We start from the raw sequence: 14,449 nt of genomic DNA on the forward strand, positions 1-14,449 counted from the left end.
ACTTTGCAGATCAGCCTAAAATGCAAAGAAATTATGCGACTAAAATTGTCATCCCTGCTGGCAACGGCCGGATTACTGTGTGGTCAGGTTTTCGCCGCCCCCGCCCCTGTGGCGCAGGAGCCCGCACGTGCCGACATCCGCGACAGCGGCTTTGTCTACTGCGTGAATGGTCAGGTCAATACCTTCAACCCGCAGAAGGTGAGCAGCGGTCTTATCGTCGATACGCTGGCGGCGCAGCTCTACGACCGCCTGCTGGATGTCGACCCGTATACCTACCGTCTGGTACCCGAACTGGCAGAGAGCTGGGAAGTGCTGGACAACGGCGCGACCTACCGTTTCCATCTACGTAACAACGTGCAGTTCCAGACCACCGCGTGGTTTAAACCCACCCGGGCGCTGAACGCCGATGATATCGTCTTTACTTTCCAGCGCATTTTCGACCGCAATCATCCGTGGCATTACGTTAACGGCGACAATTTCCCCTACTTCGACAGCCTGCAATTTTCCGACAGCGTGCAGAGCGTACGCAAAATTGACAGCCACACCGTCGAGTTCCGTTTAAAGAATCCGGATGCCTCCTTCCTCTGGCACCTGGCAACCCACTATGCCTCGGTCATGTCCGCCGAATACGCACTGAAGCTGAGCCAGGAAGGCAGCCAGGAGCTGCTCGACCGCCAGCCGGTCGGCACCGGGCCGTATCAGTTGAATGAGTATCGCGCCGGACAGTACATCCGTCTCCAGCGCCATGATGCGTTCTGGCGCGGCAAACCGCTGATGCCGCAGGTGGTGGTTGATTTAGGATCCGGGGGTACCGGTCGTTTATCTAAACTGCTGACCGGTGAGTGCGATGTGCTGGCCTGGCCCGCCGCCAGCCAGTTAACCATTCTGCGTGACGATCCACGTCTGCGCCTGACCCTGCGTCCGGGGATGAACATCGCTTATCTGGCCTTCAATACCGACAAGCCGCCGCTGAATAACCCGGCGGTACGGCATGCGCTGGCGCTGTCCATCAATAACCAGCGTCTGATGCAATCCATCTACTACGGTACGGCAGAAACCGCCGCCTCGATTTTGCCACGCGCGTCGTGGGCTTACGATAATGAGGCTAAAATTACCGAATACAACCCGGAGAAATCCCGGGCCGAGCTTAAAGCGCTGGGACTTGAGAACATGACGCTGCGCCTGTGGGTGCCGACCAGTTCTCAGGCGTGGAACCCCAGCCCGCTGAAAACCGCTGAGCTTATCCAGGCCGATATGGCACAGGTGGGAGTGAAGGTGGTGATTGTTCCGGTAGAAGGCCGTTTCCAGGAGGCGCGATTGATGGACATGAACCACGATCTGACCCTCACCGGCTGGGCCACCGACAGTAACGATCCGGACAGCTTCTTCCGCCCGCTGCTGAGCTGCGCGGCAATTGGCTCACAGACTAACTTCGCCCACTGGTGCAACCGCGAGTTTGACAGCGTGCTGCAAAAGGCGCTGATCTCACAGCAGCTGGCATCGCGCATCGATGCCTATGACGAAGCGCAGCAGATCCTTGCCCGTGACCTGCCGGTGCTGCCGCTGGCGTCATCTCTGCGCCTGCAGGCCTACCGCTATGATATCAAAGGCCTGGTGCTGAGCCCGTTCGGTAACGCCTCGTTTGCCGGCGTCTCAAGGGAAAAAGAAAAAGAGGTGAAAAACCATGATCATCTTTACCCTGCGCCGCCTGCTGTTGCTGCTGGTTACGCTCTTTTTCCTGACCTTTATCGGCTTTAGCCTGAACTATTTCACCCCGCATGCCCCGCTGCAGGGCGCATCATTGTGGAACGCGTGGCTGTTCTGGTTCGACGGCGTACTGCACTGGGACTTTGGCGTTTCGAGCATCAACGGCCAGCTGATTTCCGAGCAGCTAAAAGAGGTCTTCCCGGCCACCATGGAGCTGTGCGTTCTGGCGTTTGGATTTGCGCTGCTGGTCGGGATCCCGGTTGGGATGCTGGCCGGGATCACCCGCGACAAATGGCAGGACAACATTATTAGCGCCATGGCGCTGATGGGCTTTTCGATTCCGGTCTTCTGGCTGGCATTGCTGCTGACCCTCTTCTTCTCATTAACGCTGGGCTGGTTCCCGGTCTCCGGTCGCTTTGATTTACTCTATGAAGTGAAAAACGTCACCGGATTCGCCCTGATTGATGCCTGGCTTTCAGATTCGCCGTGGCGCGATGAGATGATCATGAGTGCCCTGCGCCACATGGTGCTGCCGGTGCTGACGCTGGCCGTGGCTCCGACAACGGAAGTGATTCGTCTGATGCGCATCAGCACCATTGATGTCTACGATTCAAACTACGTGAAGGCCGCCACCACGCGCGGCGTGTCGCGCCTGACCATTTTACGCCGTCATGTGCTGCATAACGCGCTGCCGCCGGTGATCCCGCGTCTGGGTCTACAATTCTCCACCATGCTGACCCTGGCGATGATCACCGAAGTGGTCTTTAGCTGGCCGGGGCTCGGCCGCTGGCTGATTAACGCCATTCGCCAACAGGATTACGCGGCCATCTCTGCCGGTGTAATGCTTATTGGCTCACTGGTGATTATTGTGAACGTGCTCTCCGACGTGCTGGGCGCCATGGCAAATCCGCTGAAACATAAGGAATGGTATGCCTTACGATAGCGTCTATTTAGAGAAGCGCCCGCCTGGCGCGCTGCGCACCGTGTGGCGTAAATTCTATGGCGACACCACGGCGATGATCGGCCTGTACGGCTGCGCAGGCCTGGCGCTGCTGTGCATTTTTGGTAGCTGGTTTGCCCCTTACGGCATTGATCAGCAGTTCCTTGGCTATCAGCTGATGCCGCCGTCATGGTCGCGCTACGGGGAAGTTTCATTCTTCCTCGGTACTGACGATCTGGGCCGTGACGTGCTAAGCCGTCTGCTGAGCGGTGCAGCGCCCACCGTCGGCGGTGCCTTCGTGGTCACCCTCGCGGCCACCCTCTTCGGCTTGCTGCTGGGCGTGCTTGCCGGCTCTACTCACGGCCTGCGCTCGGCGGTGCTGAACCATATTCTCGATACCCTGTTGTCCATTCCGACGCTGCTGCTGGCGATTATCGTTGTCGCCTTTGCCGGGCCGCACCTGACGCACGCGATGTTTGCCGTCTGGCTGGCGCTGCTGCCGCGCATGGTGCGCTCCGTCTACAGCATGGTGCACGACGAACTGGAAAAAGAGTACGTGGTAGCCACCCGTCTTGACGGTGCCTCAACGCTGAATATTTTGTGGTTTGCGGTCCTGCCGAACATCGCCTCCGGACTGATTACCGAGGTCACCCGCGCGCTGTCGATGGCTATCCTCGATATCGCCGCTCTGGGTTTCCTCGACCTCGGCGCTCAGCTCCCCTCGCCGGAATGGGGCGCGATGCTCGGCGATGCGCTGGAGCTTATCTACGTTGCACCGTGGACGGTCATGCTGCCAGGTGCTGCGATTATGATTAGCGTTCTGCTGGTGAACCTGCTCGGTGACGGCATCCGCCGCGCGATTATCGCGGGGGTGCAATAATGCCGTTACTTGATATCCGCAACCTGACCATTGAATTTAAAGCCGGAGACAGCTGGGTTAAAGCCGTCGACCGCGTCAGCATGACGCTTGCAGAAGGCGAGATCCGCGGCCTGGTCGGTGAATCTGGCTCCGGTAAAAGCCTTATCGCTAAAGCGATTTGCGGGGTGACCAAGGACAACTGGCGCGTTACCGCCGACCGTATGCGCTTCGATGATATCGATCTGCTGCGCCTGTCGCCGCGCGAGCGTCGTAAGCTCGTTGGCCACAACGTCTCGATGATTTTCCAGGAGCCGCAGAGCTGTCTTGACCCTTCCGAACGCATTGGCCGTCAGCTGATGCAGAACATTCCCGGCTGGACGTTCAAAGGCCGCTGGTGGCAGCGCGTGGGCTGGCGCAAACGCCGCGCCATTGAGCTTTTGCACCGTGTGGGCATTAAAGATCACAAAGACGCGATGCGCAGCTTCCCTTACGAGCTCACCGACGGTGAATGCCAGAAGGTGATGATTGCCATTGCGCTGGCTAACCAGCCGCGCCTGCTGATTGCCGATGAGCCCACTAACGCCATGGAGCCAACGACTCAGGCGCAGATTTTCCGTCTGCTGACGCGGCTTAATCAGAACAACAACACCACCATTCTGCTGATTAGCCACGACCTGCAGATGTTGAGCCAGTGGGCCGATAAGGTGAACGTGATGTACTGCGGGCAAACGGTGGAAACAGCGCTCAGCGAAGAGCTGATCACCATGCCGCACCATCCGTATACCCAGGCGCTGATCCGCGCCATTCCGGATTTCGGCAGCGCGATGCCGCACAAAAGCCGCCTGAATACGCTGCCGGGCGCTATTCCACTGCTTGAGCAGTTACCGATTGGCTGCCGCCTGGGGCCACGCTGCCCGTATGCGCAGCGCGAATGTATTGAGACACCGCGCCTGAAAGGGGCGAAGAATCATCTCTACGCCTGCCACTTCCCGTTAAACATGGAGAGAGAGTGAAATGGCCGAGTCGCTACTGGAAGTCCATAACCTCAGTAAGACCTTCCGCTATCGCACGGGTCTCTTTCATCGCCAGACGGTTGAAGCGGTCAAACCGCTGAGCTTTACCCTGCGTGAAAAACAGACGCTGGCAATCATTGGTGAAAACGGTTCAGGAAAATCGACGCTCGCCAAAATGCTGGCCGGGATGATTGAACCCACCACCGGCGAGCTGCTGATTGACGATCATCCCCTGCACTTCGGCGATTACTCGTTTCGTAGCCAGCGCATTCGCATGATTTTTCAGGATCCGTCGACGTCGCTAAACCCGCGTCAGCGTATTTCGCAGATTCTGGATTTCCCGCTGCGCCTTAACACGGATCTCGATGCCGAAGACCGCCAGAAACAAATCGTGGAAACGCTGCGTATGGTAGGTTTGCTGCCCGATCATGCAAGCTACTACCCGCATATGCTGGCGCCGGGACAGAAACAGCGTCTGGGCCTGGCGCGTGCGCTGATCCTGCGCCCGCAGGTCATTGTCTGCGACGAAGCGCTGGCGGCGCTGGATATGTCGATGCGCTCGCAGTTAGTCAATCTGATGCTGGAGTTGCAGGAAAAACAGGGGATCTCCTACATCTATGTGACTCAGCATCTGGGTATGATGAAGCACATTAGCGATCAGGTGCTGGTGATGCATCAGGGCGAAGTGGTTGAACGCGGTAGCACCGCCGATGTGCTGGCCTCTCCCCTTCACGACCTGACCAAGCGCCTGATTGCCGGTCATTTCGGCGAAGCGTTAACCGCCGATGCCTGGCGCAAAGATCGCTAGCCCGTCAGTTTATTGACCTGCCGCTGCTGGCACACATTGTGTAACGCCAGCAGCGCGCAGGGCAATAATAGCGCCAGAAAATCAAACCACTGCGACGCCAGTGCCATCACCGCCACGCCCAGAATAAAACTGGCGTGTACTTTCATATAGTGCTTCAGCGCGTCTTTGTCGGCCTTTCCGGACCATAGTGCCAGGAGATTTCCCACCATATTGACGTAATTCCCGGTCATCAGAACGGTACCCGTTTGCAGGCTATGGTTGTGGCTGATGACATAATTCTGCAGATACACCGGGATCATCCCCAGACAGGCAATCGAAAACGCAATCCAGCCGTCCGCGGCTAATAACTGATTCCGCAAGGCGTAACTTCCGAGGCAGGCGTAAACCAGGATAATGATGGCTTCGAGGTTGATATAAGCGTAATTCGAGAGTCCCTGCCGCAGGCGATACCGCTCGTGGATAAGCTTGAACAGAAACACGAAGATAATAAAGAAGCCCACCAGATAGAGATGGAAGCCGATGTGGATACCGCTGTCGGGATTCAGGAGCCCAATAACGCCATACATGGTGTTAAAGGTCATGAGCCCGAGTAGCGTATGGAATAACAAGAGGAAGCTGATGCAGTCCATGCATCCCCCAACAAAACACAACGTATAAACCACTGAATGCTGTTTCACTATGCCCCTCAATGCTGTTCATCCCTTAGAGCAGTAAAGACGAAACCGCAATAACGTCAACTCTTTTTGCCGCGCTGGTTGGATGAGGCGAAGCCTGGTCGGGATGATATACTTTGCAGATTCTGGAAAATTAAGTGACACACGAAGCAGCGCGTGGGCTATAATTTCCAGCTAATTTCGAATGACTTTGAAATTTTGCCTTTAACTGCTTGATACTAAAGGCAAAGAATAAGTAATGACTATAAGGATTACATGCTATGGGTTTTCTTTCCGGTAAGCGCATTCTGGTCACTGGCGTAGCCAGTAAACTGTCCATCGCCTACGGTATCGCTCAGGCGATGCATCGCGAAGGCGCAGAACTGGCCTTCACCTATCAGAACGACAAACTGAAAGGCCGCGTAGAAGAATTTGCAGCTCAGCTGGATTCCAGCATTGTGCTGGAATGTGATGTTGCGAAAGACGAAAGCATCGACGCAATGTTCGGTGAGCTGGCAAAAACCTGGCCGAAATTTGACGGTTTCGTGCACTCCATCGGTTTCGCACCGGGCGATCAGCTGGACGGCGACTATGTGAACGCTGTTACCCGTGAAGGCTTCAAAATCGCTCACGACATCAGCTCCTATAGCTTTGTGGCGATGGCGAAAGCCTGCCGCGAAATGCTGAACCCGAACGCCGCCCTGCTGACCCTGTCCTACCTGGGTGCAGAGCGCGCTATTCCGAACTACAACGTGATGGGCCTGGCGAAAGCCTCCCTGGAAGCTAACGTGCGCTACATGGCTAACGCCATGGGCCCGGAAGGCGTTCGTGTTAACGGTATCTCTGCAGGCCCGATCCGCACCCTGGCGGCATCCGGTATCAAAGATTTCCGTAAAATGCTGGCACACTGCGAAGCGGTTACCCCGATCCGTCGCACCGTGACCATCGAAGACGTGGGCAACACTGCAGCATTCCTGTGCTCTGACCTCTCCGGCGGCATCTCCGGCGAAATCGTTCACGTTGACGGCGGTTTCAACATCGCAGCAATGAACGAACTGGAAATTAAATAATTTCCCGAACCCTCTTCACGCTGTGAAGAGGGTCTCTCCTTTCCCCTCCCTTCGCGTTATTCCGTTCTGCTATTTGTTATCACCGAACAATATTTTCTCCTTTTGCCCCCATAAGCCAGGATATTCATTCATAAACGATCCGGCGAAGTGGCCTTTTTGCGTCTGGATCGCCACTTTCAGATCAAGGAATGCCCATGGAGCAGCGCCGCGTTAACGGCAAAAGCCAGTGGTATCATGAAACCCAGTCCCGCTCGAATCCTTTGGAGGTGCTTCCCCTGGTGCCGGAAGCCGCCCACGTCGATTGTCGGTTTTTGTTGGATCTCTGTGTACCCGATTCGCTTCTTACCGCCTGCGACGCCTGGCTGCAGCCGGCCAGAGCGTTATGCGATACGTTATTCCCGGAGGGGGTGACGGTCACGCGTCTGCAAACCTTCAGCGCCTATGACCGTTTGAGCACCGCGCTCACCGTCGCTCAGGTTTTTGGCGTGCAGCGTTTGTGCAACCATTACGCAGCGCGATTGACCCCGCTGCCGGGGCCGGATTCGTCGCGCGAAAGCAACCGCCGCCTGGCACAAATCACCCAGTATGCGCGCCAGCTCTCCGGCACGCCGTCCGTGATTGACGACAGCGCGTACGCGCAGCTTGATGAGGTTGGGCTGACGGCGTTCGATATTGTGCTTATTAATCAGATTATCGGCTTTGTTGGTTTCCAGGCGCGAGTACTGGCCGTGCTGCAGGCGCAGCTCGGTTCTCCTGTCCGCTGGCTCCCCGGCATGCCTGCCCTTGAAGATGCGATAAATACGCCCGCCAGCCTTCACAACCTGACGGAACTGACGCCGCAGCTGGTTTATGAGCCGGTCGTAATGACGCAGCTCACCGCCCTGGCGTCGTCGTTACAGGAGCGTGTTCCTGATATTCATGGTGTAAATATTACCGATGTCGGAATTAAAGAGAGCGCGAACGAAGTCATCCGACTGGGAGCGTTGGGCTACGCGAGTCATGAGGTCGTTAGCCTCCTCGCCTGGAGTGGATTACAGAGCTGGTTAAACCGTTTAAAAATAGCCCTGAGAAATGTAGAGGATCCGGGGGCAAAGCCGAAAGAACGCTTGCTGAGGCAGTGAGAATCGCGTAAAACAGTCAGCTGCTATTTGGCCACGAAAATACATGACTATGTTTCAGGACAACCCGCTGCTTGCGCAGCTAAAACAGCAACTGCATTCCCAGACGCCTCGTGCTGAAGGCGTCGTCAAAGGCACGGAAAAAGGCTTCGGCTTCCTCGAAGTTGATGCCCAAAAAAGCTACTTTATTCCGCCGCCGCAAATGAAGAAAGTCATGCACGGCGACCGCGTTATCGCCGTCATTCACAGCGAAAAAGACCGCGAAAGCGCAGAGCCGGAAGAGCTGGTTGAGCCGTTCCTGACGCGCTTCGTTGGCCGTGTACAGAGAAAAGACGACCGTCTGTCTATCGTTCCTGACCATCCATTGCTGAAAGATGCCATTCAGTGCCGCGCTGCCCGTGGCGTTGAACACGATTTTAAAGAGGGTGACTGGGCCGTAGCAGAAATGCGCCGTCATCCGCTAAAGGGCGACCGCAGCTTCTATGCGGAGCTCACCCAGTTTATTACCTACGGCGAAGATCACTTCGTACCGTGGTGGGTCACCCTTGCACGTCATAATCTTGAGAAAGAAGCGCCGAACGGCGTCGCCACCGAGATGCAGGACGAAGGGCTTGTCCGCCGCGACCTCACCTCGCTTGATTTCGTCACCATCGACAGCGCCAGCACCGAAGATATGGACGATGCGCTGTACGTAGAAGATGCGCAGGACGGCAAGCTGCATCTGACCGTTGCGATCGCTGACCCAACCGCGTGGATTGTAGAAGGCAGCAAGCTTGATGAGAGCGCGAAAGTGCGTGCTTTCACCAACTATCTGCCGGGCTTCAACATCCCGATGCTGCCGCGCGAGCTGTCTGACGACCTGTGCTCGCTGCGCGCCAACGAAGTGCGTCCGGTACTGGCCTGCCACATGACCATCGCCGCCGACGGCACCATTGAAGATGACATCGAGTTCTTCGCCGCCACCATCGAATCGAAAGCTAAGCTCGCTTATGACGATGTGTCTAACTGGCTGGAGAATACCGGCGACTGGAAACCTGAGAACGAGCGCATTGCCGGTCAGATAACGCTGCTCAAGCGCGTCTGCGAGCAACGTAGCGAATGGCGTAAAACCCATGCGCTGGTGTTCAAAGATCGCCCGGACTACCGTTTCGTGCTCGGCGAGAAAGGCGACGTGCTGGATATCATTGCTGAACCGCGTCGCATTGCGAATCGCATCGTGGAAGAATCCATGATTGCCGCCAACATCTGCGCCGCCCGCGTGCTGCGCGATAAGCTCGGCTTTGGTATCTACAACGTGCATACCGGCTTCGATCCGGCCAGCAGCGAGCAGCTTGCTGCCCTGCTGAAAACTCACGACGTACACGTTGATCCGCAGGAAGTGTTGACGCTTCCGGGCTTCTGCAAGCTGCGTCGCGAGCTGGATGCTCAGCCTTCTGGCTTCCTCGATAGCCGTATTCGTCGCTTCCAGTCATTTGCCGAGATCAGTACCGAGCCAGGTCCGCATTTCGGCCTGGGGCTTGAGGCCTACGCCACCTGGACTTCACCTATCCGTAAGTACGGCGACATGGTTAACCATCGTCTGCTGAAGGCTATCGTGAAAGGTGAAACCATCGCTCGTCCGCAGGATGAGATAACCGTACAGATGGCCGAACGTCGTCGCCTGAACCGCATGGCCGAGCGCGATGTGGCCGACTGGCTGTACGCCCGCTTCCTGAGCCCGAAAGCCGGTACCGACACCCGCTTTGCTGCTGAGATCATCGACATCAGCCGTGGTGGGATGCGCGTTCGTCTGGTGGATAACGGCGCAGTGGCCTTTATTCCGGCCCCGTTCCTGCACGCCGTGCGTGACGAGATGGTCTGCAGCCAGGAAAACGGCACCGTGCAGATCAAAGGAGAAGTGGCTTACAAAGTGACTGACGTTATCGATGTCACCATCGCGGAAGTTCGCATGGAAACCCGTAGCGTTATCGCCCGCCCGCTCGCCTGATCCCCCTCGCAGAGGCTTCCGCCCGGAAGCCTCTCGTTTTCACTTCTCTTCTGTCTCAGCTTGTACAAAATTTTTCCCCAAAAAACAGTAAAACCGTTCACAATAAAAGAGTGATTTCAGTGCAAATCAATAACAATGACTAACTGTTGCGCTTTAGCGGGTTGGGAGAAAGCATGAGTGAGGATCTGGAGCAAAACTTGCTCTATCGCTACCTGGGAACCACCAGTCCATACTGGCGTTTATCCGCAGACAGCAACGCCCTGCACTTGTCCGCCACTGAGGGTACGGATACTCGTCAGGTCGTGGCGCTGAACGCGAGTCAGGCGGATTCAATACGTGAGATGACGGTGATCACCTCAAGTATCACCATGTCTGTATCGCTGTATGGCAACGACGTTCCCGTGCACCTGGTGGGGCGTAAAATCAGTAAATCCCAGTGGGCAGGCACCGCATCGGCCTGGGCCGATACCACTTCGGTGGCCCGCGATCTGGTCCAGGGGCTCTCTTTTGCCGAGCAGGTGGTTTCCGAAGCCAACTCGGTTATCGTCATTCTCGATAAACAAGGCAATATTCAGCGCTTTAATCGCCTCTGCGAGGAATACACCGGCCTGAAAGAGCATGAAGTTATCGGCCAGAACGTCTTTAAGCTCTTCATGAGCCGTGCTGAAGCCGCGGCGTCGAAAAAAAATATCACCGGATTCTTCCGTAACGGCAGCTCCTACGAGGTGGAACGCTGGATAAAGACCCGCAAAGGGCAGCGTCTGTTCCTGTTCCGCAATAAATTCGTCCATAGCGGCAGCGGCAAGAACGAAATTTTCCTTATCTGCTCGGGTACGGATATCACCGAAGAGCGCCGCGCCCAGGAACGACTGCGGGTGCTGGCGAACACCGACACCATTACCGGGTTGCCAAACCGTAACGCCATCAATGAGATGATTAGCGACGCCATTACGCTTCGCGGTGACACCCAGGTCGGCGTAGTTTATCTCGACCTCGATAACTTCAAGAAAGTGAACGATGCCTACGGGCATATGTTTGGCGATCAGCTGCTGCAGTCTGTCGCCTTATCGATTTTGAGCTGTCTGGAAGAGGGCCAGACGCTGGCACGTCTGGGTGGTGATGAGTTTATCGTACTGGCTACCGACTCCTCACAGAGCTCGCTGGAGGCCATGGCGTCACGGATCCTCACTCGTTTGCGCGACCCCTTCCGCATCGGACTTATCGAAGTCTATACCGGCTGTTCGCTGGGGATTTCACTTGCCCCGCAGCACGGTACCGATCGCGAGAGCCTCATCCGCAACTCGGATACCGCGATGTACACCGCCAAAGAAGGCGGTCGCGGCAAGTTTTGCGTCTTCTCCCCGGAAATGAATCAGCGCGTCTTTGAGTATTTGTGGCTCGACACCAACCTGCGCAAAGCGCTGGAAAACGACCAACTGGTTATTCACTATCAGCCGAAAGTGACCTGGCGTGGCGAGGTGCGTAGCCTCGAAGCGCTGGTACGCTGGCAATCGCCGGAGCGCGGGCTGATCCCTCCGCTGGAGTTTATCTCCTACGCGGAAGAGTCGGGGCTGATTGTACCGCTTGGGCGTTGGGTGATGCTCGACGTCGTGCGGCAGGTGGCGCTCTGGCGCGAGAAAGGTATCGATCTGCGGGTTGCGGTGAACGTTTCTGCCCGCCAGTTGGCCGATCAAACTATTTTCAGCGACCTGAAACAGGCGCTGCACGATTTAAACCTCGAGTTTTGCCCTATCGATGTAGAGCTGACGGAAAGCTGTCTGATTGAAAACGGTGAGCTGGCGCAGTCGGTGATAGAGCAGTTCAGCAAGCTGGGTGCGCAGGTGCATCTGGATGACTTCGGCACCGGTTATTCGTCGCTGTCGCAGCTGGCCCGCTTCCCCATCGATGCCATTAAGCTCGATCAGTCGTTTGTGCGCGATATTCACAAACATTCGGTCTCGCAGTCGTTGGTCAGGGCGATCGTGGCGGTAGCGCAGGCGCTCAACCTACAGGTGATTGCAGAAGGGGTAGAAAGCGCAAAAGAAGACGCCTTTCTTACCAAGAACGGCGTCAACGAACGGCAAGGATACTTATTTGCCAAGCCCATGCCCGCAGCCGTTTTCGAGCGATGGTTTAAGCGTCGTCAGTCACGGAAAACCCGTTAACTGGCCTGACGCAAAACAACCGAGTTGTGGCGATTTTGCAGCTGGACCAGACGTTCCATGTAGGCAATGTCTTTATCCTGCAGGCAAAACGCCGCATCAACCCAGTCTTCAGTAATATCCATCAGTTCGCTACGCGGCAGCTGCATCACTCTTTGGCGTGCACGCAACATGGCGCGAACACCGTTAAGCTTCGGCCGCAGCGTATCGATGAAGGTTCTTGTCGCCACATACCCGTCGTGCGGTTCGAACAGAACGTCAACCAGACCGTGCTGCTCGTGCCACTCCGCGGTGTGCGACTCCCCCAGATAGATAAGCTGTTCTGCAAGCTTCATCCCTGCCCGACGGCTGACCAGAGAATAACCGCCCATTCCCGGGAACAGGTTAAAGGCGATTTCCGGAAAGCCCATTCGGGCATCACGCTGCGCAAGGACAAAGTGGTGCGCCAGCGCCGCCTCAAAGCCGCCGCCAAGCGCACTGCCCTCAACCATTGCCAACGTTAATGCGCCAGTATCAAAACCCCGGGAAGCCGCATGGACACAATCCACGCAGGCACGGGCATAAGCCCGCAGCGCTTCACGTCGACCGCTGCGAATGCATTCGACGAAAAAGCGCAAATCCCCTCCGGTGTTATAGATACCCGAGACCAGAGATCCTGTGACCCAAAAATCCACCGCAAAGCCAGACTGCTTCACCAGCCACGAGAGATTCATGATCTCTTCAATGAGGACGTGGTTAAAACAGGGGCGTGGTTGGGCACGCAGCATCATCCAGACGGTACGGCGTTCCTCTTCATAATATGCAGAGAGCTGGGTGAAACGTTCAGTATCAGTGAACAGTTTACAGGTAGGCTGATTAATGACTGTCATGATAGGTTCCTCATAGAAAAAAGCGCATTACGCGCACGATTAGCCTAATCCAGCCATGGCCCCCGAGATATGCAGGCTCAGCAATTAATAATGTTTATTGATTCGACGTTTTGCATTTCAGTCTGATTTTTTTTCGCTTCTCTTTTGTCGTTATTTTTTGCATCATTGAATTCATTACTTTTTATCTGCAGGATCATGCCATGTCCGATCTCGATGCACGCCAGGTCGCCCAACGTATTGATACCGTTCTGGATATTCTTGTCGGGGGTGACACCCATTCGGCAATCAATAATCTGGAGATATTGAAAGCAGAGTTGCTTTCCCGCGCGAGCGACGCGCAGGAACAAAAATCTGGCCCGGCGAAATCCCCCTGGGAAATTTGATTCACTCACTGATATGAAGTTGCTATGAACGCCCGACAACAATCCATCCTGCAAATGGTTATCGATAAAGGCCGAATGAGCGTCTCCGATCTCGCCAGAATGACCGGCGTCTCGGAAGTGACCATCCGCCAGGACCTGAACTTACTGGAAAAGCAGAACTATCTGCGTCGCACCCACGGTTTTGCCGTACCTCTCGACAGTGAGGATATGGAGACGCGGATGATGAATAATTTCTCCCTGAAGCGCGACCTGGCAGCCTTTGCTGCGTCACTGGTCACCCCGGGAGAAACCGTATTTATTGAGAACGGCAGCAGCAACGCTCTGCTTGCCCGCACGCTCGCCGAGCGTGGCGACGTTACGATCATCACGGTCAGTAGCTATATCGCTCACCTGCTGAAAGAAACGCCTGGTGAAGTGATTCTGCTTGGCGGTATCTACCAGAAGAAAAGCGAAAGCATGGTCGGCCCGCTTACCCGGCAGTACCTTCAGCAGATGCACTTCAGCAAAGCCTTTATCGGCATTGACGGCTGGTCGCCGGAAACCGGCTTTACCGGCCGCGATATGATGCGCACCGATGTGGTAAATGGCGTGCTGGAAAAAGGCGGCGAGGCTATCGTGTTGAGCGACAGCTCTAAATTTGGCGCAGTCCATCCATACACGTTAGATCCGGTTAACAAATTCAGCCGGGTGATTACCGACAACAACCTTGCCACCTCCATCCAGATGCAGCTTGAACAGAGTGGTCTGAAGGTCGATATCGTTCGTTGTAGTTAGCCTCTTCTCTCTTCCAGGCCCGGTGAGCGCTGCGCTGCCGGGCTTTTCTTTCTTCAGTCGAGCTTCCTGACGCTATCGGTATGAGAGTTTTCCGAAGCGGCAATTC

The 14,449-nt window shown here is 55.9% G+C and carries 12 protein-coding genes and 1 pseudogene; 11 read left to right on the forward strand and 2 right to left on the reverse strand.

Annotation, left to right across the window (positions count from 1 at the left end; translation table 11 throughout):
• Positions 1–33: 33 nt before the first annotated feature.
• The 5 genes and pseudogenes from sapA to sapF all read left to right on the forward strand — a co-directional run.
• A pseudogene (gene sapA, locus GYRE_RS20110) lies at positions 34–1,680 on the forward strand (ABC transporter substrate-binding protein SapA); the annotation flags it as partial.
• A 4-nt stretch (positions 1,681–1,684) separates the two neighbouring features.
• The gene (gene sapB / locus GYRE_RS20115) at positions 1,685–2,650 is read left to right on the forward strand and encodes a putrescine export ABC transporter permease SapB (protein ID WP_006819738.1); all 966 of its coding nucleotides are present in this window, start codon (positions 1,685–1,687) and stop codon (positions 2,648–2,650) included.
• On the forward strand, positions 2,637–3,527 hold the full coding sequence (sapC, locus tag GYRE_RS20120; protein ID WP_006819737.1) for a putrescine export ABC transporter permease SapC: 891 nt from the start codon (positions 2,637–2,639) through the stop codon (positions 3,525–3,527). The genes sapB and sapC overlap by 14 nt, the downstream gene beginning before the upstream one ends.
• The gene (sapD, locus tag GYRE_RS20125; RefSeq protein WP_006819736.1) at positions 3,527–4,519 is read left to right on the forward strand and encodes a putrescine export ABC transporter ATP-binding protein SapD; all 993 of its coding nucleotides are present in this window, start codon (positions 3,527–3,529) and stop codon (positions 4,517–4,519) included. The genes sapC and sapD overlap by 1 nt, the downstream gene beginning before the upstream one ends.
• Position 4,520: 1 nt before the next feature.
• A complete protein-coding gene (gene sapF / locus GYRE_RS20130; RefSeq protein ID WP_006819735.1) occupies positions 4,521–5,327 on the forward strand; it encodes a putrescine export ABC transporter ATP-binding protein SapF in 807 nt (268 codons plus the stop codon).
• On the opposite strand, the gene GYRE_RS20135 is transcribed toward sapF, so the two are convergent.
• Positions 5,324–6,004, reverse strand: a complete 681-nt coding sequence (locus GYRE_RS20135) for a DUF1275 family protein (protein WP_134436951.1) — start codon at positions 6,002–6,004, stop codon at positions 5,324–5,326. The two genes, sapF and GYRE_RS20135, sit on opposite strands and share 4 nt — an antisense overlap.
• A 257-nt stretch (positions 6,005–6,261) precedes the next feature.
• Here GYRE_RS20135 and fabI point away from each other — a divergent pair, with 257 nt between their 5' ends.
• The 4 genes from fabI (at position 6,262) to pdeR (ending at position 12,320) form a co-directional block, all read left to right on the forward strand.
• The gene (fabI, locus tag GYRE_RS20140) at positions 6,262–7,050 is read left to right on the forward strand and encodes an enoyl-ACP reductase FabI (protein ID WP_006819733.1); all 789 of its coding nucleotides are present in this window, start codon (positions 6,262–6,264) and stop codon (positions 7,048–7,050) included.
• Between the two features lie 194 nt (positions 7,051–7,244).
• Positions 7,245–8,171, forward strand: coding sequence for a CMD domain-containing protein (locus tag GYRE_RS20145; RefSeq protein ID WP_051861008.1), 927 nt, complete (start codon positions 7,245–7,247; stop codon positions 8,169–8,171).
• A 49-nt stretch (positions 8,172–8,220) separates the two neighbouring features.
• Positions 8,221–10,155, forward strand: coding sequence for an exoribonuclease II (locus GYRE_RS20150; RefSeq protein ID WP_038257895.1), 1,935 nt, complete (start codon positions 8,221–8,223; stop codon positions 10,153–10,155).
• A gap of 173 nt (positions 10,156–10,328) precedes the next feature.
• Entirely contained in the window at positions 10,329–12,320 is a 1,992-nt protein-coding gene (gene pdeR / locus GYRE_RS20155) for a cyclic di-GMP phosphodiesterase (protein ID WP_006819730.1), read from the forward strand.
• On the opposite strand, the gene GYRE_RS20160 is transcribed toward pdeR, so the two are convergent.
• Positions 12,317–13,186, reverse strand: coding sequence for a crotonase/enoyl-CoA hydratase family protein (locus GYRE_RS20160; protein WP_006819729.1), 870 nt, complete (start codon positions 13,184–13,186; stop codon positions 12,317–12,319). The two genes, pdeR and GYRE_RS20160, sit on opposite strands and share 4 nt — an antisense overlap.
• Positions 13,187–13,386: 200 nt before the next feature.
• On the opposite strand from GYRE_RS20160, the gene yciZ reads away from it, so the two are divergent.
• Both yciZ and yciT read left to right on the forward strand, forming a co-directional pair.
• Positions 13,387–13,569 carry a protein YciZ/DeoL gene (yciZ, locus tag GYRE_RS20165; protein WP_038257897.1) on the forward strand — a complete coding sequence of 61 codons (183 nt, stop codon included), beginning with the start codon at positions 13,387–13,389 and terminating at the stop codon, positions 13,567–13,569.
• A 24-nt stretch (positions 13,570–13,593) separates the two neighbouring features.
• Entirely contained in the window at positions 13,594–14,343 is a 750-nt protein-coding gene (gene yciT / locus GYRE_RS20170) for a DNA-binding transcriptional regulator YciT (RefSeq protein ID WP_006819727.1), read from the forward strand.
• Positions 14,344–14,449: the final 106 nt, after the last annotated feature.

It is taken from the genome of Yokenella regensburgei ATCC 49455 (assembly GCF_000735455.1).
Taxonomy (GTDB): Bacteria; Pseudomonadota; Gammaproteobacteria; order Enterobacterales; family Enterobacteriaceae; genus Yokenella; species Yokenella regensburgei.

What these genes read in the sequence shown, in the direction of transcription:
- sapB (WP_006819738.1), top strand. Translation starts at nt 1,685, where the DNA reads ATGATCATCTTTACCCTGCGCCGCCTGCTGTTGCTGCTGGTTACGCTC.
- sapC (WP_006819737.1), top strand. Translation starts at nt 2,637, where the DNA reads ATGCCTTACGATAGCGTCTATTTAGAGAAGCGCCCGCCTGGCGCGCTG.
- sapD (WP_006819736.1), top strand. Translation starts at nt 3,527, where the DNA reads ATGCCGTTACTTGATATCCGCAACCTGACCATTGAATTTAAAGCCGGA.
- sapF (WP_006819735.1), top strand. Translation starts at nt 4,521, where the DNA reads ATGGCCGAGTCGCTACTGGAAGTCCATAACCTCAGTAAGACCTTCCGC.
- fabI (WP_006819733.1), top strand. Translation starts at nt 6,262, where the DNA reads ATGGGTTTTCTTTCCGGTAAGCGCATTCTGGTCACTGGCGTAGCCAGT.
- GYRE_RS20145 (WP_051861008.1), top strand. Translation starts at nt 7,245, where the DNA reads ATGGAGCAGCGCCGCGTTAACGGCAAAAGCCAGTGGTATCATGAAACC.
- GYRE_RS20150 (WP_038257895.1), top strand. Translation starts at nt 8,221, where the DNA reads ATGTTTCAGGACAACCCGCTGCTTGCGCAGCTAAAACAGCAACTGCAT.
- pdeR (WP_006819730.1), top strand. Translation starts at nt 10,329, where the DNA reads ATGAGTGAGGATCTGGAGCAAAACTTGCTCTATCGCTACCTGGGAACC.
- GYRE_RS20160 (WP_006819729.1), bottom strand. Translation starts at nt 13,186, where the DNA reads ATGACAGTCATTAATCAGCCTACCTGTAAACTGTTCACTGATACTGAA.
- yciZ (WP_038257897.1), top strand. Translation starts at nt 13,387, where the DNA reads ATGTCCGATCTCGATGCACGCCAGGTCGCCCAACGTATTGATACCGTT.
- yciT (WP_006819727.1), top strand. Translation starts at nt 13,594, where the DNA reads ATGAACGCCCGACAACAATCCATCCTGCAAATGGTTATCGATAAAGGC.